Source organism: Pseudomonas oryzihabitans, from assembly GCF_032027545.1.
GTDB classification, from domain to species: Bacteria; Pseudomonadota; Gammaproteobacteria; order Pseudomonadales; family Pseudomonadaceae; genus Chryseomonas; species Chryseomonas oryzihabitans_F.
In genome coordinates, this window is record NZ_JAVSJB010000002.1 from 272,869 (window position 1) to 298,825 (window position 25,957).

General features: G+C 67.5%; 17 protein-coding genes and 2 pseudogenes. 12 read left to right on the forward strand and 7 right to left on the reverse strand.

What is annotated here, in order from left to right; all coding sequences use genetic code 11:
- Positions 1–27: 27 nt before the first annotated feature.
- Positions 28–1,608 (reverse strand): hypothetical protein, encoded by a 1,581-nt coding sequence (locus RND78_RS03800; RefSeq protein WP_312726197.1) that lies wholly within the window; start codon positions 1,606–1,608, stop codon positions 28–30.
- A 559-nt stretch (positions 1,609–2,167) separates the two neighbouring features.
- Here RND78_RS03800 and RND78_RS03805 point away from each other — a divergent pair.
- The 5 genes from RND78_RS03805 to RND78_RS03825 all read left to right on the forward strand — a co-directional run bounded on the left by RND78_RS03805 (position 2,168) and on the right by RND78_RS03825 (position 7,363).
- Positions 2,168–4,309 (forward strand): polysaccharide biosynthesis tyrosine autokinase, encoded by a 2,142-nt coding sequence (locus RND78_RS03805; RefSeq protein ID WP_312726199.1) that lies wholly within the window; start codon positions 2,168–2,170, stop codon positions 4,307–4,309.
- A 121-nt stretch (positions 4,310–4,430) separates the two neighbouring features.
- Positions 4,431–5,666 carry a SpoIIE family protein phosphatase gene (locus tag RND78_RS03810; RefSeq protein ID WP_312726202.1) on the forward strand — a complete coding sequence of 412 codons (1,236 nt, stop codon included), beginning with the start codon at positions 4,431–4,433 and terminating at the stop codon, positions 5,664–5,666.
- Entirely contained in the window at positions 5,663–6,226 is a 564-nt protein-coding gene (locus RND78_RS03815) for a SiaB family protein kinase (RefSeq protein ID WP_312726203.1), read from the forward strand. Before RND78_RS03810 ends, RND78_RS03815 begins: the two co-directional genes overlap by 4 nt.
- Positions 6,227–6,242: 16 nt before the next feature.
- A complete protein-coding gene (locus RND78_RS03820; RefSeq protein ID WP_059226400.1) occupies positions 6,243–6,632 on the forward strand; it encodes a DUF1987 domain-containing protein in 390 nt (129 codons plus the stop codon).
- The gene (locus tag RND78_RS03825) at positions 6,629–7,363 is read left to right on the forward strand and encodes a GGDEF domain-containing protein (protein WP_312726209.1); all 735 of its coding nucleotides are present in this window, start codon (positions 6,629–6,631) and stop codon (positions 7,361–7,363) included. Before RND78_RS03820 ends, RND78_RS03825 begins: the two co-directional genes overlap by 4 nt.
- A gap of 108 nt (positions 7,364–7,471) precedes the next feature.
- Here the strand turns inward: RND78_RS03825 and RND78_RS03830 are convergent, their stop codons facing one another.
- Entirely contained in the window at positions 7,472–9,106 is a 1,635-nt protein-coding gene (locus RND78_RS03830) for a glucan biosynthesis protein D (protein WP_312726211.1), read from the reverse strand.
- 230 nt (positions 9,107–9,336) lie between these two features.
- Here RND78_RS03830 and RND78_RS03835 point away from each other — a divergent pair, with 230 nt between their 5' ends.
- Complete coding sequence (locus RND78_RS03835; RefSeq protein WP_312726213.1) at positions 9,337–9,720, forward strand: glyoxalase superfamily protein; 384 nt, start codon at positions 9,337–9,339, stop codon at positions 9,718–9,720.
- 84 nt (positions 9,721–9,804) lie between these two features.
- Here RND78_RS03835 and RND78_RS03840 read toward each other — a convergent pair whose 3' ends face one another.
- The gene (locus tag RND78_RS03840) at positions 9,805–12,078 is read right to left on the reverse strand and encodes an ATP-dependent DNA helicase (protein WP_312726214.1); all 2,274 of its coding nucleotides are present in this window, start codon (positions 12,076–12,078) and stop codon (positions 9,805–9,807) included.
- Positions 12,075–13,736, reverse strand: coding sequence for a VRR-NUC domain-containing protein (locus RND78_RS03845; RefSeq protein ID WP_312726215.1), 1,662 nt, complete (start codon positions 13,734–13,736; stop codon positions 12,075–12,077). The genes RND78_RS03840 and RND78_RS03845 overlap by 4 nt, the downstream gene beginning before the upstream one ends.
- A gap of 182 nt (positions 13,737–13,918) precedes the next feature.
- On the opposite strand from RND78_RS03845, the gene RND78_RS03850 reads away from it, so the two are divergent.
- From RND78_RS03850 to RND78_RS28165, 5 genes and pseudogenes are all read left to right on the forward strand, one after another.
- Complete coding sequence (locus tag RND78_RS03850; RefSeq protein WP_312726217.1) at positions 13,919–15,196, forward strand: glucarate dehydratase family protein; 1,278 nt, start codon at positions 13,919–13,921, stop codon at positions 15,194–15,196.
- Positions 15,197–15,340: 144 nt separating this feature from the next.
- Complete coding sequence (gene bglX, locus RND78_RS03855; protein WP_312726219.1) at positions 15,341–17,620, forward strand: beta-glucosidase BglX; 2,280 nt, start codon at positions 15,341–15,343, stop codon at positions 17,618–17,620.
- A 280-nt stretch (positions 17,621–17,900) separates the two neighbouring features.
- A complete protein-coding gene (locus tag RND78_RS03860) occupies positions 17,901–18,650 on the forward strand; it encodes a carbon-nitrogen hydrolase family protein (RefSeq protein ID WP_312726221.1) in 750 nt (249 codons plus the stop codon).
- Positions 18,651–18,848: 198 nt separating this feature from the next.
- Positions 18,849–19,988, forward strand: a pseudogene (locus tag RND78_RS28160) (cache domain-containing protein); the annotation flags it as partial.
- A 312-nt stretch (positions 19,989–20,300) separates the two neighbouring features.
- Positions 20,301–20,849: pseudogene (locus tag RND78_RS28165) on the forward strand (methyl-accepting chemotaxis protein); the annotation flags it as partial.
- A 266-nt stretch (positions 20,850–21,115) separates the two neighbouring features.
- On the opposite strand, the gene RND78_RS03870 reads toward RND78_RS28165, so the two are convergent.
- From RND78_RS03870 to RND78_RS03880, 3 genes are all read right to left on the reverse strand, one after another.
- Complete coding sequence (locus tag RND78_RS03870; RefSeq protein WP_312726223.1) at positions 21,116–23,089, reverse strand: choline BCCT transporter BetT; 1,974 nt, start codon at positions 23,087–23,089, stop codon at positions 21,116–21,118.
- A gap of 120 nt (positions 23,090–23,209) precedes the next feature.
- Complete coding sequence (locus RND78_RS03875; RefSeq protein ID WP_312726225.1) at positions 23,210–24,067, reverse strand: AraC family transcriptional regulator; 858 nt, start codon at positions 24,065–24,067, stop codon at positions 23,210–23,212.
- A 19-nt stretch (positions 24,068–24,086) separates the two neighbouring features.
- Positions 24,087–24,689, reverse strand: coding sequence for a LysE family translocator (locus RND78_RS03880; RefSeq protein ID WP_312726227.1), 603 nt, complete (start codon positions 24,687–24,689; stop codon positions 24,087–24,089).
- Positions 24,690–24,832: 143 nt separating this feature from the next.
- Between RND78_RS03880 and RND78_RS03885 the strand changes: the two genes are divergently transcribed.
- The gene (locus tag RND78_RS03885; RefSeq protein WP_312726228.1) at positions 24,833–25,870 is read left to right on the forward strand and encodes a LacI family DNA-binding transcriptional regulator; all 1,038 of its coding nucleotides are present in this window, start codon (positions 24,833–24,835) and stop codon (positions 25,868–25,870) included.
- Positions 25,871–25,957 lie beyond the last annotated feature (87 nt).

Below are 25,957 nucleotides of genomic sequence, written 5' to 3' on the forward strand. Positions count from 1 at the left end.
CTCGTGGCAACGTCATGGATGAAAAGGTCATTGCTGGCGCCAATCGCCCTCCACCTTGGCGTAGGTCAGCTGGCGGCCGTCCGCCAGGATCAGGCGGGCGCGGGTGTATTCCGGCAGATCGACGCGGAAGTCTCGCCCTTCCAGATAGAGGCCGGCGCAGGCACCCTGCTCGCCGCGGTAGTCCAGCGGCTGGCGCTGCAGCTCATGGATGCTGCGGTGGAACAGCAGGCTGCCGTAGCCGCGCACCGTCATGTCGGTGGAGATCAGGGTGCAACCCAGGTCTACCTGCCCACGCACCAGACTGGCCAGCGCCTGGTTCTGCCGGTCGATGGCGCCCCAGCCGGCGTAGGCGGCCAGGTCGCTGCGATAGGTCTGGGCATTCTGCACCGCGGCCACCAGCAGCAGGCCGGCGAGCAGGGCACGGCCGCCCCCGTTGAGCACGCGGAAGGCCAGGACGATCACCAGGGCGGCCGGGAAGATGAACTTGAGGCGGTCGAAGGAGAATTGGGTGGCGTGCTGCAGCAGCAGCAGGTTTTCCAGTAGCGGCACACTGGCGGCGACCAGCAGCAGGACCGTGCTGCGCGGCCAGTTCAGGCGGCGCCGCTGCCACAGCAACACGCCGCCGGCGATGGCCACTGCCGCGAGGAACAGGCCGAACGACAGGCCATAGCCGGCGAAGAAATCGGCCAGATGGGCGTTGTTCGGGCTGCGGGCGAGAAAGCGGCGGGCGAAGGCCTTGAGGGTCGGCAGCAGGCCGGCGGCCAGGCTGTAGTGCAGCAGGATCAGCAAGCCGGCCAGCGCGGTGGCGAAAGCCAGCCGCCAGGCCAGGCGCTGGCCGTCCGGCAGGTGCCGGCGCTGCAACCAGAGCAACGCGGCCAGGCCACCGCCGAACACGTAGCCGGTCCACTCGGTCAGGGCGCCGAAGCAGACCAGGGCGGCCAGCAGCCAGCCGAGGCGTGTCCGATGGCGGCCCGTGGGGGCCTCGAGGTAGTGGAAGAAGGTCAGCAGCCCAGCCAGCAGCAGCACCTGGTAGAAACTCTGGACCCAGTACAGCAGCCCCTGGGAGAGCAGCGCCTCACGACTGAACACGGCCAGCAGGCAACCCAGGGTCGCCGCGGTGGCAGCCAGGGCACGACTGGCCGCGTTGCGCCTCAGCACCAGGTACAGCAGGCGGAACAGCAGCAGCGCCGTCAAGGCACCGAGGGCGGCGTTGAACAGCGCGAGATTGTGCAACGAGGGCGGCAGGCCCGCCGCCTTCAGCCCCAGGTAGGGCGCGAGAAAACCGTAGCTGCTGAAGCTGGTGTAGACGTAGTCGCCCGTGCGAGTGGGAATGGTAGCGCCCCAGGACACCTGCTTGTCATGGCTGCCGCCCAGGGTCACGGTGGGGAGCCACCAGTGCTGAGCGACGCCGGACTCGTCCAGTGCGTTGAGACTGAGCACCACGTGGTAGCTGGCCTCGAGATTCTGGGCGCCAACGCCATCGCGGAAATCCGGCAACCGCCAGAGCAGCGCGGCCAGCAGCAGCAGGCCGACCGCCAGGCCGCCCAGCCAGAAGGGTAACCGCCGGGCCTGGACGCCGGTATGGGTGACGCCGGATAACACGCTCATCGTTCCTGTCTCCTGACAGCCGTGCAGTCGAGAACGCCGTCCAGGGCAGTGAAGAACCAGGACGCCGCCATCCGCGGGCCTGGTACAACCGGTGCAAAACCGCCCACGCCGGCCATAGGCCACACAAGCGGGTAACCGGGCTTCAACCGCTGACTACATTCAGGAAGCCGTACAGAGACGTCATCGCCGGGATGACGCGGAACGCGCAGACCCGTCCACCATCACGACGGTGAACGGCTAGAAGCAGCCCCACGATCCGGTACGTGGAATCGTCGGTCGTTGGGGACTACGTCATGTCGCGAAGAAGACTGCCTTAGCACCTTGACGCTGCCAAGACGGCAGGCGTCTCGTTCTGCACGGGCAGTCACACTTTTGGCCTTTGCTTTCGCTTAGAGTCGAAGTGGCACCCAGCCGGTAAGGCGCGGATGCCCGATCTAGCGCCTGGCGTTCCACCAGGTGCGAAGATGCGAATCCCGTTTCGCCACCTTCCGACGCGTGCATTGCGCGTGTCCTCTTGCGACGGATGTCCCTCCTGAACTCGCCCAAGGCCCGACCCTGCATGGACATGTCGCACCAGGCTCTACCCGCTGCCCCTGCCGCCGCGGACATAGGTTTCGCCCGCTATTGCGCGGCCCTCTGGCGTCACCGCCGCAGCCTGCTCGCCTGGGTGGGGGTCTGCACCCTGGCCGGGGCGGCCTATGCCCAGTTCGCCGCGCCGCGCTACCAGGCGGTGGCGACGGTGCAGATCGAGTACCAGCGCGGCATCGTGCGGCTGGACGAGGCGGACAACGGCCGCCCCCTGCCGCCGCCGGAAGCCATCACCGAGATGCAGTTGCTGACCTCGCGACGCGTAGTGGGCGAGGTGGTGGATGCCCTGGGACTGGACCTGAGCGTCACGCCGCGGCGCCTGCCGCTGCTCGGCGATTGGCTGGCTCGCCGCCACGAGGCTGGCAGCGCCGACATCGCCACCGCGCGCTTCGGCCTCGGCCACTACGGCTGGGGAGGCGAGCGCCTCAGGATCGCCAGCCTGACGGTGCCCGATGCACTCTACGGCCAACCGCTGACTCTCCGGGCGGAGGCGCCGGATCGCTTCGTGCTCAGCGATGCCCAGGGGACGCAAGTGCTGGAGGGCCACCTGGGCCAGCCGGCCAGCGCCGGCGCCCTGCGCCTGGACATCGCCCAGTTGCGCGCCTATCCGGGTACCGAGTTCATCCTGGTCAAGCAACGCCGCGAGGTGGCCGTCCAGGCGCTGCAGGAGCGCCTCAACGTCAGCGAGCGCGGCAAGCGCTCCGGCATCCTGTCGATCCAGTTGCAGGACAGCGATCCCGGGCGCGCGCAGCGGATCCTGCAGGGCATCGTCGAGGCCTACGTCCGCCAGGATGTCGCCCGCAACGCCGACGAATCCACCCAGCAACTGGCCTTCCTGCGCCACGAACTGCCGCAGGTGAGCCAGCGTCTGACCGATGGGCGCCAGGCCCTGGATGCCTACCAGCGCCGCCAGGGCTCCATCGCCATCGGCGAAGAGGCGCGCAGCCTGTTGCGCCAGGCGGTGGACCTCGATGCGCAGCTTTCGGCCCTGGAGGTGGAGCGCCTGGGCCTGGCCCTGCGCTTCACCCCCACCCATCCGCTCTACCAGGCACTGCTGGCCCGGCGCCAGGTGCTGAACCAGCAGCACCAGGTGCTGCAACGCCGGCTCGGCAAGCTGCCGGAGACCCAGCAGGAACTGCTGCGGCGGCAACGCGAGGTGGAAGCGGCGGACAAGCTCTATGCCCTGATGAGCAAGCGCATCCAGGAACTGTCGGTGGTCCACGCCGGCACGGTGAGCGACGTCCGCATCATCGACGATGCCTATGTGCAGACCGCCCCGGTTTATCCCAAGAAGCCGCTGCTGGTGCTCAGCGCCCTGCTCTTCGGCTGCCTGGCCGGTGGCGCCTGGGTCTATCTGCGCGCCAGCCTGGAACGCGGGGTCGAGGACGCCGACGCCCTGGAGCGCCTGGGCCTGCCGCTGCTGGCGCCACTGCCGCTGGCCACGCGCCGCGAGCTAGGTGGCTGGCAGACGTCATCCGACTCCAGCTACCAGGAGGCGCTGCGCACCCTGCGTACCAGTCTCGCCTTCACCCGCACCGAGGCCCGCAATGACCTGCTGCTGATCACCAGCGCCAGCCCGGCCGCCGGCAAGTCGACGGTGGCCCTGCAACTGGCCCGGGTACTGGCGGAGGGGGGAACGCGGGTCCTCCTGGTGGACGCCGATCTGCGTCGTGGACGGCTGCACCGGCGCCTGCAACTGCCCCGCCGGCCGGGACTGGCCGATGTGCTGGCTGGCCTGGCGACCGCCGAAGAGGCGATCCAGCCCACCGGCCTGCCCGAGCTGGACTGCCTGGTGGGCGGCACCCGGCCACCCAATCCGGCCGAATTGCTGATGAGCCCGCGCTGCACCGAACTGCTGCGCGAGTTGCAGCACCACTACGACCTGATCATCCTCGACACCCCCCCGGTACTGGCGGTGACCGATGCGGTGCTGCTGGCCGCCCAGGCCGGCACCTCGCTGCTGGTGACCCGCCATGGCTGCAACACCGCCAAGGAGATCGAGGCCACGCAGCGACAGTTCGCCCACAGCGGCCTGGTGCTGCAGGGTGCCGTACTCAACGCCGTGCCCCCGGCACCCTTCGCCCGCGGCACGCTGGGCGTCCTGACCGGCTGAGCACGGTAATTACCCGAACGCCACGCGGGTTCACCCCGTGATGGCGTCTTGCCACATTTTGTCATGAAAGCTCAACACAGAGTCTCTAGGCTGGCTTGACCTCCCGAACGGATTCGAACTGATGTCGTCCGCTCCCCTGCAAGCCTCCCGCGCCGCCTCGCGTCCCAGCCAGCGCTGCGCCATCGATCTGTGCACCTCCTGGCCGGCGGTCGAGGCCGAGCACACCAACGCCATGGTCATGGACCTGTTCAACGAGAGGCGCGAGATCACCAGTCTCGCGGTGATCGAGAACGACCGGCCGATCGGCCTCATCAACCGCGACATCTTCCTCTCGCAGATGAGCAAGCCGTACCACCGGGAAGTCTACGACCGCAAGAGCTGCATCGCCTTCATGGACAAGGAGCCCCTGGTGGTGGACGCCAGGCTGTCCATCGAGGAGCTGACCCGACGGACCGTCGAGGTGGGCGAGAAGGCCCTGGCCGATGGCTTCATCGTCACCCGCGAGGGACGTTTCGCCGGTCTCGGCCTGGGTGTGCAACTGATGCGCATCGTCGCTGACCTGCAGGCCGAGAAGAATCGCCAGATCATGTACAGCATCGAGTACGCCAGCGTGATCCAGCGGGCCATGCTGCGCAGCTCCCGCGAGGCCCTGGCGATCATGGAGCAGGACGCCACCCTGGTCTGGCAGCCGCGCGACGTGGTCGGCGGCGACTTCTATCACTTCGCCCAGTACCAGGACGGCTGGTTCGGCGCCATCGCCGACTGCACCGGCCACGGCGTGCCGGGTGCCTTCATGACCATGATCGCCTCCGCCTCCCTGACCCAGGCGCTGCAACAGCTGGGGCCGCGCGATCCGTCCGCCCTGCTGGCGGCGGTCAACGTCAGCGTCAAGGCCATGCTCGGCCAATCCGGGGATCTGTCCGAATCCAATGACGGCCTGGACATCGCCTGCTTCTGGGTGGATCGGCGCGACCATCTGCTGACCTATGCCGGCGCGCGCCTGGCACTCCATGTGCTGCCGCCCGACGACGCCACGGTGCTGACCCTGGCACCGCTGCGCATCGGCCTCGGCTACGCCGACAGCCCCACCGACCAGAGCTGGCAGGCCACCACCCTGCCCCTGCAACCGGGCAGCCTGCTGTTCGCCACCACCGACGGCCTGGTCGATCAGATCGGCGGCCCGCGGCGGACCTCCTTCGGCAAACGGCGCGCCCTGAGCCGGCTGGTCGACTCGCGACACTTGCCTACCGCAGAGCTCTGCCGGCAGCTCAGCGAGGACCTCGCCACCTGGCAAGGCGACGAGACTCGCCGGGACGACCTCACCTTCCTCTGCATTCGCGTGGCTTCGCTGACATGATGAAATCCTTCGCTCAGGACGGCGCCTTCCTCGAGATCGCCCAGCAGCAACACGTCATCTTCTATCACCTGGGTTACTTCTCCCATGGCATCGTCGCCGCCATGGCCGAGGTGGTGAAGCTGCAACTGGAATTCGAGGGGGTCAACGGCACCACTCGGCGCAAGCTGTTCTCCTCCTTCATCGAATTGTCACAGAACGTCCTGCATTATTCGGCGGATGCGTTGCCCACGGAGCCTCCCGAAGACGCCAAGCTGGGGCAGGGCTCGGTCTGTATCTCCCGCCAGGACGGCCATTACCAGATGCTCTGTGCCAATCCCATCGCCAGCGACAAGGTGGACGCCCTGCGGGACCGCCTGGAGCCGCTGCGCAGCATGTCGCTGGAGCAGATCAAGCAGGCCTATCGTGAATCCCTGCGCGCCGAGACCCCAGCCGACAGCAAGGGCGCCGGGCTCGGCTTCCTGACCATGGCCCGGGATGCCAGCGCACCGCTGGAATTCGCCTTCCATCCTTCCACGCAGAACGCGGGCATCACCCTGTTCTGCCTGAAAGCCACCATCTGATCAGGGCCAACCTCGTATGGACACCGTGTTCATCGCTCCCACGCCCACGTCGCCGGAAGTGGATTTCCGCTTCGCCGAAGACGTGCTCTGGCTCAAGGGAGAATCCTTTCCCGAGAATGCCGCCGCCTTCTACCTGCCGGTGATCGAACGCCTGCGCGCCTATCTGGAGCAGCGACACGGCGCTACCATCCTGGTGCACGTCGCCCTGGCCTATTTCAACAGCTCCAGCACCAAGATGCTGTTCACCCTGTTCGATGCCCTCGACCAGGCGGCCCAGGCCGGCAACGTCGTCGAGTTGCACTGGTACTACGACGCCGAGGACGAGACCATCCAGGAATTCGGTGAAGAGCTGCGGCTGGACTTCGAGGCCCTGGTGTTCGTCGAACACCCCGAGCTGCCGGCATGACCGCCAGTGCCAAGCGCTGCAGCCCGGTCGGCGTCGGGCCCGACCTGTTCGAGCAGGAAGCCGCGGTGCTGCAGGCGGCCCGTGCCCTGTACGCGAACGGCGACGGCTCGAGCGAGAGCTACCGGGCAGCGCTGGGCGAGCTGAGCCTGCACTTCGAGCGGCTCATGCGCGAGACGCGCCGCCTGATCGCCCGCAGCGACCGCGCCGAGCGGGAGATGAACGCCCTCAACCAGCAGTTGCAGGCCCTCACCCAACAGCTGGAATACCGGGCCAGCCACGACGCCCTTACCGGGGTGTTCAACCGGGGCGCGGTGATCGAGCATGCCGGTGGCATTCTGCGCCAGTCCGGCGGCGCCATGATCGTGCTGGACATCGATCACTTCAAACGCATCAACGATGAATTCGGCCATCCGGCGGGGGACACGGTCATCCAGGCCATCGCCCGCTGCCTGCAGGAGATCGTCCAGGAACCGGCCATTGTCGGCCGGGTGGGCGGCGAGGAATTCACCGTGCTGCTGCCGGCCTGCGAGCCTGGCGAGGCCCTGGTCGTGGCCGAGCGCCTGCGCCAGCGCATCGCCACGGACACGGCCGGACCGGCACCCGTGACCGCCAGCTTCGGCATCAGCCTGAACACCCCGGGCACCGCCTTCGACATCGCCTACAGCCTGGCCGACGCCGCCCTCTACCAGGCCAAGCGTGACGGCCGCAATCGCGTGATCCTGGCCAACTAGACGCCGGATCGCCCAGGGTCCTCAAGGCCTGGCGCATCCTCGCCCCCCAGACAAAACCGCCGCTGCCCCGGCGAGGGTGCAGCGGCGGCTGGATAGCTACCGGTCAGGTCAGGATTGTTTCCAGTCCGGATAGCGACGCTTGTCCGGTGCCGGCGGGAAGTATTGGTACAGCCAGGTCTCGCTCAGAGCGCGGTCCTGGGTCCGGATGAAGGCGCGCATCGCCACCGGCTCGGTGCTGTCGCTGGTGGGATACCAGTCGAAGATGACCCGGTAGCCACCGATCTCGTCGATCTTCAGCACGTGGAAATCCTGCACCTTGCCGTCCGAAACGGTCACCACCGGCTCGATACCGGTACCCTCGGGCAGGAACGACAGACCGCCGCCGTTGAAGTCCAGGGCGAAGCGCCGTGCCCAGACCTTGGGCCAGTGCTCGCCCGGCGCCCAGCCCTCGGGGAAGCCGCCGATGCCGGAGCGGGTGGCATAGACGCGTGCCAACGGCGTGCTCACCGGCGGCAGCGCGCTCCAGTGCAGCTTGTAGCCGTAGTGCAGCGACTTGCCGGCGGTGATGGTCTCCGCCGGGGCCCAGAAGGCCACGATGTTGTCCAGGGTCTCGCCGGTGGTGGGGATCTCCAGCAGCTGGATGGCACCCTCGCCCCAGGCGGTGGTGGGCTCGACCCACAGGCTCGGCCGGCGGTCGTAACGCACCATGACGTCCTGGTAGCTCTCGAATTCATGATCGGTCTGCACCAGGCCGAAGCCCTTGGGACTGTCGTCCTTGAAGGCGTTGAACTGCAGCTTGGGCGGGTTGTTCAGCGGACGGCAGATCCACTCGCCGTTGCCCTTCCACATGGACAGGCGATCCGAGTCGTGGATCTGCGGGTGGTAGGTGGTGCAGGTCTGGCGCTCGTAGGTGCCGCAACTGAACATGCTGGTCATGGGCGCGATGCCCAGCTGCTTGATGTCGCGGCGGGCGTTGACGTTGGCGTCCACTTCCATCACCACCCGGTCGTTCAGGCAGTCGATGTCGAAGCGATAGGCGCCGGTGGCGCTGGGCGAGTCCAGCAGCGCATAGACCACGAAGCGGGTGCTGTTCTTGTTCGGGGTGACGAACCAGAACTTGGTGAAGTCGGGGAATTCCTCGGGACGATCGGCATAGGTGTCGATCGCCAGGCCGCGGGCCGACAGGCCGTACTGGCGGGTCTTGTCCACCGCGCGGAAGTAACTGGCGCCGAGGAAGGAGACGATGTCGTACTGCGCCAGGTGCGGCGCCTTGAACAGCTTGAAGCCGGCGAAGCCCAGGTCGCCCTTGAGCTGGCTCTGGTCGACGTTGCTGTTGTTGTAGCTGAACAGCTCGGGACGAAAGTGGACTTCCTTGGCCTGCTTGGTCTTGGGGTCCACCGAGTACATGCGTACCGGCGTCTTGAAGCCCATGCCGACGTGGAAGAACTGCACGTCCAACTGCCCTTTGACGTCATGCCAGAGCGAATGCTGGGCATCGTAGCCAATGGCGTTGAACTGCTGGGGCGTCATGTTCGCCAGGGTGTCGGGCAGTTTCTGGGCGGTCGGCTGGTAGGCCTGGCCGGCCAGGTCCTTGGCGTGCTGCTTGAGCCAGTCGTAATCGAAGGCCTGGCCTTCGCCATCGGCCGGATTGGCGAAGGCCTGGAGGGCGAACAGCCCGGTGGAGGGAATGCCGGTGTAGGCCGCCAGGGCCAGGGACGCTTTGAGCAGGTGTCTACGCTGCATGGATCAACCTTGGTCACTAAGGATGAAAGATTCGGCCCAGCCGAACCGCCAGAGAGAAAAAAGAATGCACGATACCCCGATAGGTTCGCCATCGCACCGGTGAACTGCAGCCCAGCGCACGCTCTGAGCCGCCAGGACGGTAACCAAAGCTTTCCGGTTCACAGTTCGGCTTGCCGGCGGGCGTGAAACGCGGATGCTGGGCGCTTAGCAAACCCGCAGCGAGCCCTGCCATGTCCAGCACCACCATCGCCTTCGGGCAACCCAGCCCCATCCTGCGCATTTTCGATGACGAAAAGGCGCGCGAATTCTACTGCCGTTTCCTGGGTTTCCGCCTGGTCTGGGAGCATAGATTCGAGCCGGGGCTGCCGCTCTACGCCGAAGTCGAACGCCAGGGCCTGCGCCTGCACCTGTCTGGCCACCACGGCGACGCCTGCCCCGGGTCGACGGTCTTCGTCCGCATGACCGGCATCCGCGCCTTCCAGGCCGAACTGCTCGCCCAGAACTACGGCTTCGCCCGTCCCGGCCTCGAGGAGGTGCCCTGGGGTCTGGTGATGGAGGTCGCCGATCCCTTTGGCAATCGGCTGAGGTTTTGTGAGCAGGCCTCGGAGGCGTGAGCGGCTCCTCTGCGGATCGCGGCCATGGGCCGCTCCTACGGGTACGGACACCACCGTAGGAGCGGCCCATGGCCGCGATAGCCTTCAAGCCGGCGCAGGCTCGACCGTGGGCACCGCCCCCTCCTCCACCTGCCACCAGCTCGGCAGCAGCGCACGTACCTCGGGTTGGCTGAAGCGGTCGTCGATGAGATAGAGGCAGCCGCGGTCCTGCACGGTGCGGATCACCCGGCCGGCGGCCTGGATGACCTTTTGCAGGCCCGGATAGAGATAGGCGTAGCGATAGCCGTCGCCGAAGCGCTGTTGCAGGCGCTGGCGCAGCTGTTCGTTGACCGGATTGAGCTGGGGCAGCCCCAGGGTGGCGACGAAGGCGCCGATCAGGCGGTCGCCCGGCAGGTCGATGCCCTCGCCGAAGCTGCCGCCGAGCACGGCGAAACCGATGCCGCGGCCGTGGGCCTGGAAACGCTCGAGAAAGGCCTGGCGGGCGGCTTCGCCCATGCCGCGGGACTGACGCCACTGGGGGACGTCGGGCGCCAGCTCGGCGAGAGCCTCGGCCACTTGGTCGAGGTAATCGAAGCTGCTGAAGAAGGCCAGGTAGTTGCCCGGCCGCTGGCGATAGCGCGCCGCGATCAAGGCGGCGATGGGCGCGCGGGAGGCAGCGCGGTCGGCGTAGCGGGTGGAGAGTCGCACCAGGCGCACCTCCAACTGCTCGGCGGCGAAAGGCGAAGCCACGTCGACCCAGGCACTGCCGGCCGGCACCCCGAGCAGGTCGCGATGGAAATGCGCCGGCGTCAGGGTGGCGGAAAACAGGGTGCAGCTATGGGCCGCGGCCAGGCGCGGGCCAACGAAGGGCGCCGGCACCAGGTTGCGCAGGTTGAGTTGCGACTGCGCCTTGCCGCGGCCCTTGAGCAGGGTGACGTCGAACAGCGAGTGATCGCCGAAGGCCTCGCCCAGGCGCATGAATTGCAGCAGGTCGAAGAACAGCGTCTGCAGGTCCGGCGACGGCGGCTGGCCGGGTTCGCCGAAGTGCTCGGTGAGCAGACCCACCACCCGCTGCAGGGCGCTCAGGAAGGCCGCGGGCAATTCCGGCTGCACCTGGTAGTCGACCTGCTGCTCCTTGTGCAGGCAATTCCATTCGCGATTGAGCGCCTGCAGGCCCCTGACGATGGCCGGGGGCGCCACGGCCTTGCCGGCGGCCAGGCGACGCTGGTCGAGGCTGGCGCTGTACATGCCGCGGGCGCGGTCGAGCAGGTTGTGGGCCTCGTCCACCAGCACCCCGATCCGCCACTCCTGGGTCTGGGCCAGGGCGTGGAGCATGGCGCTGCCGTCGAAATAGTAGTTGTAGTCGCCCACCACCACGTCGCTCCAGCGCGCCAGCTCCTGGGCCAGGTAGTAGGGACAGACCTCGTGGGCCAGGGCCGTTTCCCGCACCCGCGCCCGGGTCAACTGAGCAGGCTCGGCCAGGGCGGCGGCACGAGCGGCCGGTAAGCGGTCGTAGAAGCCGCGGGCCAGCGGACAGGACTCGCCATGGCAGGCCAGCTCCGGGTGCTCGCAGGCCTTGTCCCGCGCCACCAGTTCCAGCACCCGCACCGGCGCGGCCAGGGATTCCAGGCCATGCAGGGCCAGGGCGCGGCCGGGAGTCTTGGCGGCCAGGAAGAACAGTCGGTCCAGCTTCTGCCGCGGCATGGCCTTGAGCAGCGGGAACAGGGTGCCCACCGTCTTGCCGATGCCGGTGGGCGCCTGGGCCAGCAGGCAGCAACCGACGCTGGCGGCCTTGTAGACGGCTTCGGCCAGCGGCCGCTGGCCGTGGCGAAAATCGGGATGGGGAAAGGCCAGGGTCGCCAGCGCCTGGTCCCGCGCGGCGCGATGGGCCAGTTCCTGGCGCGCCCAGGCGAGAAAGCGCGAGCACTGCAAGGTGAAGTGCGCGGCCAGATCCGCTGCCGTCCATTCCTCGGTGAAGACGGTTTCGGCGCCACTGCCAATGTCGAAATAGACCAGTGCCAGGGTCAGCCCGGGCAGCTCGCGGGTCTGGCAGAGCAGATGGCCATAGACCTTGGCCTGGGCCCAGTGCAACTGGCGATGGTTGCCCGGCTGGCGTTCCAGGCTGCCCCTGTGGGTCTTGATCTCTTCCAGGCGCGTGGCGGCGGCGTCGAAGCCATCGGCGCGGCCACGCACCTGCAGGTCCTCGAACTCGCCTTGCAGGCTGATCTCGCACTCGTAATCGGGTCCGCGCCGCGCCACCACCCGCTGGTGGCCCTCGATGCCTTCCAGGGCGGTGGGCGACGGGGTGAACCTGAGGTCCAGGTCCCCGGCCTTGGCAGTGAATTCGCAGAGGGCGCGAACGGCGATGCGATAGCTCATGCGAGGGTCGTGGCCGCCTGCCACTGCACGTGGCAGACGCTGACGGGGATGGCATGGGCGGCGAAGAAGTCCAGCCAGCGGCGCTGGTTGTCCTGCAGGCGGTCACCCGGCCCCTTGACCTCAATCATCCGGTAGCGCCCTTCCGCCGGCCAGAACTGGATCAGGTCGGGCAGGCCGCTGCGGTTGTTGTCCGGATCTTCCAGCAGCCGCTCGAAGCACAGGCGCAGATGCTGCGCCGGCAGGCAGGCCAGCGCCTGGTCGAGCAGCTCCGCACTCAGGATGCCCCAGGCGACGAAGGGCGAGGCCAGGCCACGCTTGCCGGCGAAGCGCTCGCGGATCACCGCCGGATAGGAGCCGTCGTCGAGCCGCGCCAGGCAGTCGGCGAAGGCCTCGGCGCGCCGCTCGCGAAAGCCCGGCAGGCGCAGGTCGGCTGGTTCGCGTTGATAGGGGTGGAAGAAGGCGCCGGGGATGGCCAGGAAGACCGCGTCCCAGCACAGCAGGCCGAACAGGCTGGTGAGCAGGGTGTTTTCCACGTAGTGCACCGGCGCCTCGTCGCGGCCCAGGTGCTCGCGCACCAGCCACTCGACGCGGCGCAGGCCATCGTTGACCAATTGGAAATCGAGGCGCTCCACCGGGCTGGCCGGGCGCCGCCGATTGGGCGGGCCACCCTGCTTGCGCACCAGTCGCGGCAGGATGCGCGCCACCTGCTGGCGCTCGGCGTCGTGTGCGGGAGCGGCAGCGATGGCTTCCGCCAGCGCCTGGGCGGCGGCCCAGTCCTCCAGCCGTTCCAGCATGCGCAGGGCGCGGATGCGCGACTCGGGGTGCGCCGAGGCGGCATAGAGGGCCTGAGCCTGGGCCAGCTCGCCCAGGCGCTCGTGGTGCTGCGCCAGTTCATGGAGCAGCTTGCCGCGGCGCAATTCCAGCCAGGTGTTGGCGAAGCGTTCGGCAGGCAGTAGCGGCAGCAACTCGGCGGCCGGCAGTCCATCGCGCAGGGCCTGGCGGCAGCGCTGGATATGCAGATAGGCATCCACCTCCTGGCGCTGGCCGAAGGCGCGGGATTCGGCGCTGAAGGCCACCGTCTCGTACTGGAAGATGCCCAGGTCGGCCAGCACGAAATCGGTCCAGTCCTGGTGCAGGTTGCCGAAGAACAGCAGGCGCAGACGGTCGCAGAGGTCCATCAGCGTCAGCCGCCAGACGCCCTCCGCCACCAACTCGGGCACCGGGCCGGCCCAGCCGCTGAAGGCCAGAGGGGTGGTCTGTTCAGCATCCAGGAGGGCCAGCCAGTCTTCCTTGCGACCGGCCTTGGGCAGGCGGTTGCCGAAACAGCCAAGCAGTTCCTCCTTGCGCAGCAGGGCGAAGAGTTCGATCAGGTGCAATTCGGGATCGGCCAGTAGCCAACCGAGGTCCACCAGGGGCAACGCGGCGGCACGCGGGCAGCCGATCTCGTTGTAGACCAGCTTGCTGGCACGGAACACCTCGCCCTTGCGCATCACCAGGCGCACCAGCAGCGCCCGGGAGGGCTGCGGCAGTTTGGCGAAGGCGGCGATGAAGCCTTGCTCGCGGTCGTCGAGCAGATCGGGATAGCGCAGGGCCACCCAGTCCAGTACCCGCTGGAAGTTGTGCAGATAGTAGAGCGGATCTTCGAGCGGAGCTTTCATGCGAAACGGGCAAGCAGGTAGGCGGCTGGCTATTTATCCAGCCCTGGCCGGAGCGAGCAAGTCCGATGCGATGCGCGGTCGTCCGCCTGGAACCGTGGCACTTCTTATGGTTGAAGATCCCGACCACTAGTCATACGATGACTGACAAAGACCACCACAACTATAAGTCCAGGAGTCTGAGCGTGAAGATCAAACGTATCACCGTCACCCCCATCGCCTTCCGCGATGCCCCGCTGCTCAACGCCAGCGGTATCCACGAACCCTATGCGCTGAGATCCATCATCGAGGTGGAAGGCGACAACGGCCACATCGGCCTCGGCGAGAGCTACGGCGACGCCCCCGTGCTGGCGGTGCTGAAGGCCATGGAAAGCAGCCTGGTCGGCCTCTCCGCCTGGGACCTCAACGGCCTGCGCGCCCGGGTAGTGGAAACCGTCGCGGGGCTCGCCGGTGGCGTGGTGGCCGGCGCCGAGCTGGCGCCCGGCTCCCATCCGAGCAAGCAGGTGGCCAATGCCTATTCCGCCTTCGAGGTAGCCTTTCTCGACCTGCAGGCGCGCTCCCTGGGCATTCCCCTGGTCGAACTACTCGGCGGCGCGGTCCGCCGCGAGGTGCCCTTCAGCGCCTACCTGTTCCTCAAGTACGCCGAACACATCGAGGCGCCCTACCCGCCTGACAGCTGGGGCGAAGCCATCAGCCCCGAGCAGGTGGTGGCCCAGGCGGCGCGGATGATCGAGGAGAACGGCTTCCAGAGCATCAAGCTCAAGGCCGGTACCCTGCTCGGCCCGGACCACGAAGCGGCCTGCATCAAGGCGCTGCGCCGGGCCTTCCCGGAAGCGCCGCTGCGCATCGACCCCAACGGCAACTGGTCGCTGGAGACGTCCCTGCGCATCGCCGAGGTGCTGAAGGACGATCTGCAGTACTACGAGGATCCGACCCCGGGCCTGGACGGCATGGCCGAATTGCACCGGCGCACCGGCATTCCCCTGGCCACCAACATGGTGGTCACCGATTTCGACGAATTCCGCCGCAGCGTGGCGCAGAACAGCGTGCAGATCGTGCTGGCCGACCACCACTACTGGGGCGGCCTCCGGGACACCCAGATCCTGGCGCGGATGTGCGATACCTTCGGTCTGGGCGTGTCCATGCATTCCAATTCGCACCTGGGCATCAGCCTCATGGCCATGACCCATGTAGCCGCCGCGGTGCCCAACCTCGCCTACGCCTGCGACACCCACTACCCCTGGCAGGAAGCGGACGAAGAAGTCATCCAGGGCGGCAAGCTACCGATCCGCAATGGCTGCGTGGCGATCAGCGATGCGCCCGGCCTGGGCGTGGAGCTGGATCAGGACCAGCTCGCCAAGCTGCACGAGCAGTTCCTCGCCATCGACATCCGCAGCCGCGACGACGTGCGCCAGATGCGCAAGTACCAGCCGGACTGGGAGACTCGCAAGCCACGCTTCTAGAGCGACTTCGCTACCCGCCCGGCCCCTAACGACCGGCCCCGCGCCGGCCGTCGACGGCTCTGGTGCCCCACCCTTCGCCCTGTACAATCGGCGGCGCACGCCGTGCCAAGACAACGAGAAAGACCTACAGGGAATCGGGGGAAGATGTTGAACGCACCACGCCTCACCGCACTCATGCTCGGCCTGGGACTGGCCGCCACCGTCACCTTCGTCGCGGCGCAGGACGCCGATCCGGCGCGCGCCTACGTCGACGCCCTGCTGGCGAAGATGACCCTGGAAGAGAAGATCGGCCAGCTCAACCTGGTGAGCGTCGGGCCGGACTATCCCAAGGAAGCCATCATGACGGACATCCGCGCCGGCAAGGTGGGCGCCATGTTCAACACCGTGACCCGTCCCGACATCCGCCAGATGCAGGACCAGGTCGCCCACAGCCGGCTGAAGATCCCGCTGTTCTATGCCTATGACGTCATCCACGGCATGCGCACCATCTTCCCCATCAACCTGGGTCTGGCCAGCACCTGGAATCTCGATGCCATCGCCACCAGTGCGCGCATCTCCGCGATCGAGGCGGCGGCCGATGGCCTCGACCTGACCTTTTCCCCTACCGTCGACGTCACCCGCGAACCCCGCTGGGGCCGTGCCTCGGAAACCTTCGGCGAAGACACCTGGCTGACCTCGCGCATCGGCGCCACCCTGGTGCACGCCTACCAGGGCAAGGACCTGCGCGCCCCTGACAGTCTCATGGCCAGCATCAAGCACTTCGGTGGCTACGGCGCCGTGGAAGCCGGCCGCGACTACAGCAACGTCGACATGAGTCCGCAGCGACTCATGCAGGACTACCTGCCGCCCTATCGCGCCGCCGCCGAGGCCGGTGCCGGGGCGGTGATGGTGGCGCTCAACAGCATCAACGGCGTCCCGGCCACGGCCAACCGCTGGCTGCTGCAGGATCTGCTGCGCAAGGACTGGAACTACCAGGGCCTGCTGATCAGCGACCATGGCGCCATCAACGAACTGGTGCTGCACGGCGTGGCCAAGGACACCCGCGACGCCGCCGAGCAGGCGCTCAAGGCCGGTGTCGAGCTGAACATGCACGACGACGTCTATGGCAAGCAGCTGCCCGCCCTGCTGGCGGCCGGCAAGGTGACCCAGGCGGAGATCGACCAGGCCGTGCGCGACATGCTGCTGACCAAGTACCGCCTGGGCCTGTTCGACGATCCCTATCGCCGGCTGCAGGGCCAGGACCCGGCGGACACCAACGCCGAATCGCGCCTGCACCGCGCCGAGGCACGCCAGGTGGCCCGCGAGAGCCTGGTGCTGCTGAAGAACGAGAAAGGCGTGCTGCCACTGCGCAAGGGCGCCACCCTGGCGGTGGTCGGTCCGCTGGCCGACAGCCCGCGCGACGTCATGGGCAACTGGTCTGCTGCCGGCGTGGCCGCCCAGGCCGTGTCCATCCGCCGCGGCCTGGAGAACGCCGTGGCCGGCAACGGCAAGGTGCTCTATGCCAAGGGCGCCAATCTGCTGGCCGATCGCGATGTGCTGGCCTATCTCAACTCCTATGAACCGGCGGTGGCGGTGGACGAACGCCGCCCGGCCGAGATGATCGCCGAGGCGGTGGCCGCCGCGCGCCAGGCCGACGTGGTGGTGGCCGTGGTCGGCGAGTCCCAGGGCATGGCTCACGAGGCTTCCAGTCGCGCCCGCATCAGCGTGCCCGACACCCAGCGCGAGCTGATCAAGGCGCTCAAGGCCACCGGCAAGCCGCTGGTGCTGGTCTTGATGAACGGCCGCCCGCTGGCCCTGGAATGGGAACAGGAGCAGGCCGATGCCCTGCTGGAAGCCTGGTTCCCCGGCACCGAAGGCGGCAACGCCGTGGCCGATGTCCTGTTCGGCGACTACAACCCCTCGGGCAAGCTGACCATGACCTTCCCCCGCGAAGTGGGCCAGGTGCCGCTGTACTACAACCACCTGAGCAGCGGTCGGCCCTTCGATGCGGCCAAGCCGAACAAGTACACCTCGCGCTACTTCGACATCGTCAACGGCCCGCTCTACCCCTTCGGCTACGGCCTGAGCTATACCTCCTTCGAGGTCTCGGCGCCGCAGCTGTCCAGCGCCACCCTGAAGAAGGGCGAGACCCTCACCGCCAAGGTCACGGTGAAGAACACCGGCGACCGCGCCGGCGCCACCGTCGTGCAGCTCTACCTGCACGACGTGACCGCCTCCCTGGCGCGACCGGTCAAGGAGCTCAAGGGCTTCCAGAAGGTGATGCTGCAACCGGGCGAGAGTCGCGAACTGGACTTCCCCATCACCGAGACGGACCTGCGCTTCTACAACAACGACCTCAAGCTGGTCTCGGAGCCGGGCGAGTTCAAGGTGATGGTCGGCCTGGATTCGGAGCGGGTACGTGAGGGGAGCTTCACGCTGTTGTAAGAACCTGTTCACGATCTGCTGCGCGTCGGCCAAACGGCGTTGAAAACGGCCTGGAAAGCCAGCCCCACCTGGGCGGCCCCGTCGCAATGCTCATTTACCACTCGTAAACCCGAGCGCGGGTCCGATCCGCTTCCTCAGCTGTTTTCGTGGGGCCGCCTAGGCCTTGTTTGTCTCCAGCTCGCGAGATCGTGAACAGGCTCTAAGCGGCAGGCCCAGCGCTTTTCCCCCTCTCCCTCAGGGAGAGGGCCGGGGTGAGGGAAGCCCGACCAGAGGAACCAAGATGCCCAGCCTCACCCTTGCCGCCGCCCAGTCCACCTCGGTTCCGGGCGATCTCGTTGCCAATCTACGCATTCACCGGGACTTCATCGCCGCGGCCGCGGAAGCCGGGGTCGACCTGTTGCTGTTTCCCGAGTTGTCGCTGACCGGCTACGAGCCAAGCTTGGCAACGGCGCTAGCGCTGGACCTCGCCGATGCCCGCCTGCTACCGCTGCGCGAGGCCTGCCGGCAGGCCGGGCTTACCGCCGTGGTCGGCGCGCCTGTCCAGGGCGAGGCGGGCCTGCACATCGGCGCCTTGATCCTGGGCGCCGATGGCAGTTGCCAGGTTCACACCAAGCAGTACCTGCATCCCGGCGAGTCACCGCCGTTCACGGCTGGTTCCGGTGGTGCCCTGCTGGAGCTGGGCGACCTGAAGGCCGCCCTGGCCATCTGCGCCGACAGCAACCATCGGGCCCATGCCGATGCCGCCCGCGCCCAGGGCGCCGACCTCTATCTGGCCTCGGCGGTGATCGGCCCGACCGGCTATCCCGCCGACAGCGCGCTGTTGGCCGGCCATGCCCGACGGCTGGGCATGCCCGTGCTCATGGCCAACCACGGCGCGCCCACCGGCGGCTATGCCTGTGTGGGCCGCAGTGCCTTCTGGCAGGCCGATGGCCAGTGTCTGGTCGCGGCGCCGGGAGATGGCACCTGCCTGGTGATCGTCCGCCGGGCAGCGGGTGACTGGCAGGGTGAAATCCGCGCCTTGCCGGCCTGATCGGCGCAGGAAAACCTCCTGACTGCAAAGCGGCCAGCTGGTCACGTCGCGACCGTCATGGCGATCTGATATCCCAATCCTTTCTGCGACTAAAGGTCACACATCGGACGCCGATAAGCCTCTAACATCCTCGTTTCAGACAATTCCAAAGGATGCTTCTCGCAGCGTGGACGACGCTGTATTCGAAGGAGCGGCACCATGGCCCTGGCCACTATCCGGACTCGTTACACACTGATCTTCCTCGGCTTCATCGGCGCGACCGTGCTCGCCACCATCGTCGGCATTCGCCTCTGGGTCACCCCGGACCTGGTCGCCGCGGGCGAGTCCGCCGTGCTGACGCGGGTCAATGAGATAGGGACGCGCATCTATCGCGAACTCAACCAGATCCAGGCGCAGCAGCGTGCCATCACCGAGACGGTCCCGCTGCTGGACAGCGCCACCATCGACAAGGTCCTGCCCGGCCTGGTGAACCAGTACGGCGACGCCAAGGTATTCGGCGGCGGCATCTGGCCGCTACCCAATCAGCGCGAGCAGGGCCGCGACAAGTTCAGCACCTTCTACCACCGCGATGCCAGCGGCAAGCTGATCGTCAATACCCATTGGAACTCGGCCGAGTCGCTCAACTACTGGGAACAGCCCTGGTTCCAGGCCGGTCTCAAGGCCACCGCCGGCCAGTGCGTCTGGGCCGCCGCCTACAAGGACGCCGCCAGCGCCCAGCCGCGCACCAACTGCGCCATGGCCATCCAGCGCGATGGCAAGGCCTACGGCGTGTCCACCATCGACCTCACCCTGGGCTTCTTCAACCCGCTGGTGGATGGGCTGCGCAAGGAGCTCGACGACACCGACATGATGATCGTCGAGGCCGATGGCAAGATCCTCAGCAACCTCACCGAGCTGGGCGATTCGCAGGTCCTGAACAACGTCTCGGCCTACGCCGCCCGTTCGCCTTTCGTCGCCGCCATCCAGCAGAATCTCGGCAAGCTGCGCGGCGATGCCCTGGTCCGGGACGCCTACATCGACGAGCATGGCACCCCGCACACCTTCTTCCTGCAACCCCTGGCCGGTACGCCCTGGCTGTTGGCCACGGCGCTGCCGACCGCCCTGCTGGGCGCCACCAACACCAGCATCCTCAAGACCCTGGCGGCCATCCAGCTGCCTCTGGTCCTGCTGCTGGTGGCGATCATGGTGCTGGCCCTGGGCAAGCTGATGGGCCGCCTGGGCGTATTGCAGCGCAACATCGAATCGCTGTCCGCCGGCGACGCCGACCTGACCCGCCGCGTGCCGGTGAACGGCAAGGACGAAGTGGATGCGGTGGCCAGTGCGGTGAATGGCTTCATCGCCTACCTGCAGCGGCTGATCGGTGAGGTCGGTGACGCCACCGATCGCATCGATACCGGCCTCAAGCAGCTCCATGGCCAGGCCCAGCAGAACGGGGCCATCCTCGCGCGCCACGCCAGCGAGACCGACCAGGCGGTGACCGCCATCACCGAGATGAGCGCCACCTCCGATTCCGTGGCGCGTAGCGCCGGCGATACCGCCGCCCTCACCCAGTCCGCCACCGGTCAAGCCGAGCGTTCCCGCGCGGTGGTGCAGCAGGCGTCCACCAGCGTGCTGGCCCTGGTCGAGCAGGTGGAAGATGCCACCCTCAAGGTGCAGGCCATGCAAAGCGATGCCCAACGCATCAATGACGTACTCGGCGTGATCGGCGAAATCGCCGGTCAGACCAACCTGCTGGCGCTCAACGCGGCCATCGAGGCGGCGCGCGCCGGCGAGCAGGGCCGTGGCTTCGCGGTGGTGGCCGACGAGGTCCGCGCCCTGGCCGGTCGTACCCAGCAGAGCACTGCCGAGATCAACGAGATGCTCAACCGGCTGCAGCAAGGGGTGAGTTCCGCCGTAGCAGCCATGGAAGTGACCAAGGCCAGCTGCCAGAGCACCGCCGAGCGGACCCGTGAGGTCACCAGCGGCCTGGACGAGATGACCGGTTCGGTGGTGCGCATCAGCGATCTCTCGACCCAGATCGCCGCGGCCGCCGAGGAGCAGAGCGCGGTGGCCGGCGAGATCAACCAGAACATGGTCGCCGTGCGCCATATCGTCGATGATCTGGTCACCAGCGGCCAGCGTACCGCTGAAAGCACCGCCGCGGTCCAGTCCTCCAACGAACAGCTGATCGCGGTTGTGCGGCGCTTCCGGGTGAAGTAACCCACCCTCCGCAACACGAGAAAGCCGGGCACTGCGCCCGGCTTTCTCGTTTCAGAACCTGTTCACGATCTCGCGAGCTAGAGACAAACAAGGCGCAACGACCAACGGCTGGCCCGTAGGGTGAGCGCCAGCGAATCAAATGCCTGAGGAAGCGGACCGGGCTCGCAAACGAGTTTACGAGTGGTAAATGAGCATTCCGACAGGGCTGGCCTCCAGGGCATTTTCAACGCAGTTTGACCGACGCGCAGTAGATCGTGGACAGGTTCTCAGCCCACCAGATGCAGGAAGTGCATATGGCGCTCGTACTGGTCGAGGATGTCGCCGATGACGTCCTCCCGCGACCAGCCCATGACGTCATGGTCCTGACCGCCCTCGCGCAGGTGTACCTGGGCGCGGAAGTACTTGCGCTCTTCCCCCGGTTCGCTGCCCATGACGAAACTGGGCATGGCGTAGGCGTGGGGGCGTACCTCGTAGACGAACTCCGGCTGCTCGGCTGGCCCGACGTGCAGCCGCACCCCGCCATCGTCACGGTCTTCCACGCCGCACTCATAACCCTGCTTGCGCCATTCCTCGGCCACCGCCAGGCACGCCGGCTTGGCCACCTCGCCGATGAAGCGCACCACGTGGCTGCGTCGTGGGAACATGGCCAGGCCGCGCAGCCGACGCTGCCAGCCACCGGGCGATCTCATGGTCGGGGGCGAGATGCTCAGCGCCTGATGACGAAGACCGCGCTTGGTGGCATCCAGCTTCAAGGCCTTGAGCAGGCCACGCATGCTGAACAACAGGGCGATGGTGAACGGCAGGGCGCTGGCGATGGTGGCGGTCTGTAGCGCCTTGAGGCCACCGGCCAAGAGCAATGCGATGGCCACCAGGCCCATACTGGATGCCCAGAACACCCGCTGCCAGACCGGCGTCTGGTCCTGGCCGCCCGAGGCCAGCATGTCCACGACCATGGCGCCCGAGTCGGCGGAGGTGACAAAGAACACCACCACCATGACGATGGCCACCATGGAGATCACGCTGTGCAACGGGAAGTGCTCCAGGAAGGCGAACAGCGCCAGGGAGCTGTCCTTGTTCACCGCGGCGGCGAGATCGGTGAGGCCATCGGTGAGGATCATGTGGATCGCCGTGTTGCCGAACACCGTCATCCACAGCAGGGTGAACCCGGCCGGCACCAGCAGTACGCCGGAGACGAATTCGCGGATGGTCCGCCCGCGGGAGATACGCGCGATGAACAGCCCGACGAAGGGCGACCAGGCCAGCCACCAGCCCCAGTAGAACAGCGTCCAGCCGCCGATCCAGTCGGTGGGTTGGTAGGCATTGAGGTTGAGGGTGCGGCTGACGATCTCGCTCAGGTAACCGCCGGTGTTCTGCACGAAGGTCTGCAGGATCAGCACGGTCGGGCCGAGCACGATCACCGAGACCATCAGCAACAGCGCCAACCCCAGGTTCAGCTCGGATAGACGGCGGACGCCTTTGTCCAGACCGGTCGCCACCGACAGGGTAGCCAAGGCGGTGGTCACGATGATCAGGCTGATCTGCACCGGCACCGAGATGGGCACACCGAACAGCGCATTGAGTCCGGTATTGATCTGGGCCACGCCAAAGCCAAGGGATGTCGCGACCCCCAGCACGGTACCGATGATGGCGAAGATGTCTACCGCATGGCCGATGGGGCCATGGATGCGTTCCCCGATCAATGGATAGAGCGCCGATCTCAGGGTCAGTGGCAGGCCATGTCGATAGCTGAAATAGGCCAGGATCAGGGCGACGATGGCGTAGATGGCCCAGGCGTGCAGCCCCCAGTGGAAGAAGGTGATGCGCATGGCCTCGCGCGCGGCGTCCACCGTCTGGCCGTCGGCATAGGGCGGATTGAGGAAGTGCATCACCGGCTCGGCGACGCCGAAGAACATCAGGCCGATGCCCATGCCGGCGGAAAACAGCATGGCGAACCAGGTGGTGTTGGCGTAGTCCGGCTCGCTGTGGTCCGGGCCCAGCTTGATGTCACCGTAGCGGCTGATGCCGAGGAAGACCACGGTGCCGAGGATGATGGCCACGGCGAGAATGTAGAACCAGCTGAGGTTGGTGATGATCCAGCCCTGGATGGCGGCGAACAACCACTGGGCGTTGGCCTGGAACAGGCTGGCGTAGAGCACCAGCGCCAAGAGCAGCAGGGTCGAGGTCCAGAACACGGGGGGACTGAAGGTGGGACGGGCGGCGGATTCTCCCTGGCCGGTCATGAAAAGGGCTCCTGTTCGTTAAGTGCGCACAGGTGGACTGCCCTCGGCCGTGATCGTTTCGCTGGCGACGCCGATTGAATGGCGCCTGTCGTTCTGCGCCCGCCGCTCGGAGAGCTGGCGCTAATCCCGGAGCGGCGCCTTCGCGCCAGAGAAGCCGGGGGCTGCGGCCAAGCCACGCAACCAGCGCGCCGGGGCGATGCCGAAGGCCTGGCGGAAATGTCTGGTCATATGACTCTGGTCATAGAAGCCCGCCGCCACGGCCGCCTGGGCCAAGTCCACGCCCAGGCGCACCTGCAGCCGGACCCGGTCGAGCCGGCGCAGGGTCAGGTAGCGGTGCGGACTGGTGCCGAAGTAGGCGCGGAAGTCGCGACTCAGGCTCCAGCGGTCGCGTCCGGCACAGCGGGCCAGGTCGTCGAGGGTAACGGGCTGGTCGAGGTGGTCCTCCAGGTATTCGCGGGCGCGCAGGGCGGCGGCGAAGTCGACCCGCCCGCGACTGGGCCAGGCCTGGCAGACCTCGGCCAGGGTACTCACCAGATCGAACAGCGCCGCATCACGCCCCAGGGCATCGGGACGTTCGTCCAACGCGGCGAACACCGCATCGGTGGCCCGGGCCAGGCGTGGATCCAGGGAGACTCCCTCGCGGTGGAAAGGCAAGGGCCGCCCGCCGAGGACGTCTTGCACCAGCGCCGGTGGCACATAGAGCATGCGATAGCGAAAGCCGCAGGCGGCGCCGGCGCGGCCGTCATGGACCTCATCCGGGTGGAAGACCATGGTCTCGCCCGGCAGGCTGTGGGTCTGGGCGCCACGATAGGAAAAGCTCTGTACCCCGGCCAGGGTGCGGCCGATGGCATAGGTAGCGTGGCGATGCGGGTCGAAGGCATGACCGCTGAAGAAGGCCTCGATGGATTCCAGCTCGGCGAACGCCGGGGCGTGGCGCACCCAGTCCGTGGCATAGGGCAGCTCGGTCGTGGTACTCATGGCATCTCCCTGTCGGCGCTCAGCCTAGCAGACCGCGCCAGGCATCGTGGAACAACAACAGGGCGCAGCCGACCAGGCTCAGCCCCAGCAGCCGATTCACCCAGCGCAGCCCGCGCCCCCGCACCAGGTAGCGTCCCAGTCCGGCGCCGAGCAGGGCATAACCGGCCGGCGCACCACAGGCCGCCACGGCCAGCGGCACCGAGCAGAGGGCGATCTTCATCCCGGTTATCTGGGCCGCCGGGAACATCACCGTGGCGATGGGCAGCACCGCCAGCCAGCCTTTGGGATTGAGCCCCTGGATCAGCAGGCCACGGGTGAAGGTCAGGCGCTCCGCCGATTCGCCCCGCCCTTCCGCGGCCGGCGGTGGAGCCTGGGCGATGCGATACCCCAGGTAGAGGCTGTAGCCGCCACCGAGCAGCGCCAACCAGGGCAGCAGCGCCCCGGAGATCAGCGCCGCGCCGGCATAGCCGAGCGCCAGGAACATCAGCAGCATGGCGCAGCCTACCCCGGCATAGAAACCCAGTGCCCGCCGAGCCTGGCCGCGCAGGCCGGCATCGAGGCCCAGGGCGTTGACCGGGCCAGGGCTGTACATGACGCTCAAGGCATAGAGAAAGATTTCCACGGGGCACCTGCCAGCAGTCGAAAGGAGTGCCCAGGCTAGCTAGGAGCCCCGGCCCTGGCTTGTACGTTCGTGGCTCCACTGCCTTGAGAGTCATCGTACGACTCGGCAGAATCGCGCTTCAGCCCCTGCCGTGGAGACCGTCCTTGTCCAGCGATGCTCGCAGTGCCCCGCCCTGGCGTGGCCGACCGGACGGCAAGCCGCCGACCCTGAAGGACGTGGCTCGCCTGGCCGGGGTCTCGCCGATCACCGTCTCGCGCACCCTCAACCAGCCGGAGATCGTCCGGCCGGCGCTGCGCCAGAAGGTCTTTCGCGCGGTGCGCGAGAGCGGCTACCAACCGGCCATGCTCACCACCGGCGCCGCGCCCCAGGACAGCCGGCTGGTCGCCATCCTGGTGCCCACCATCGTCAATTCTATCTTCGCCGACACCGTGCAGGCGCTCATGCAGACCCTGACCGAGGCCGGCCACCAGACCCTGCTGGGCCTGACCGACTATTCCGCCGAGCGCGAAGAGCGCTTGCTGGATGCCCTGCTGCGCCGCCGTCCCGACGCCATGGTGCTCACCGGCACCCTGCACACGGCCGCCAGCCGGCTGCGCCTGACCCAGGCCGGCATTCCACTGGTGGAGTGCTGGGACCAGGGCGAACGGCCGCTGGACATGCTGGTGGGCTTTTCCCACATGAAGGTCGGCGAGGCCATCGCCCGAGCGCTGCTGGCGCGCGGCTATCGCCACTTCGCCAGCCTGACCCTGGACGATCCCCGCGGGCGGCTGCGCCGCGATGCCTTGCGTGACGAACTGGCCCGCCAGGGAATAGCCGCGCCAGCCGACGTCAGCCTGCCGCCGCCAGCCACCCCGGCGCTGGGGCGCCAGGGCCTGGCCCGCCTGCTCGACGCCGGCGTCCGCCCCGAGGTGGTGGTCTGCAGCTCCGACACCCTCGCCCATGGGGTGCTTGCCGAAGCCCATGCCCGCGGCCTGCGGGTACCGGAGGAACTGGCCGTGATGGGCTTCGGCAACCTGGCCAGCGCCGCCCATCTGATCCCGGCGCTGAGCACCGTGGACGTGCGCGGCGCCGCGATGGGCGCCCAGGCCGCGGAGGCCCTGCTCGCCCGGCTGGCAGGCGCGGAGACCCAGCTGCGAAGGGATACCGGCTTCGAGCTGGTCATGCGCGAGAGCACGCGCTGACGCTTGAATGATTGCGTAATCAGCTTAGCGTCCTCCTGCAGGTGCCGGCCTCGCCGCCGGTCTTGCCCGCTGAAAAGGACAATAACA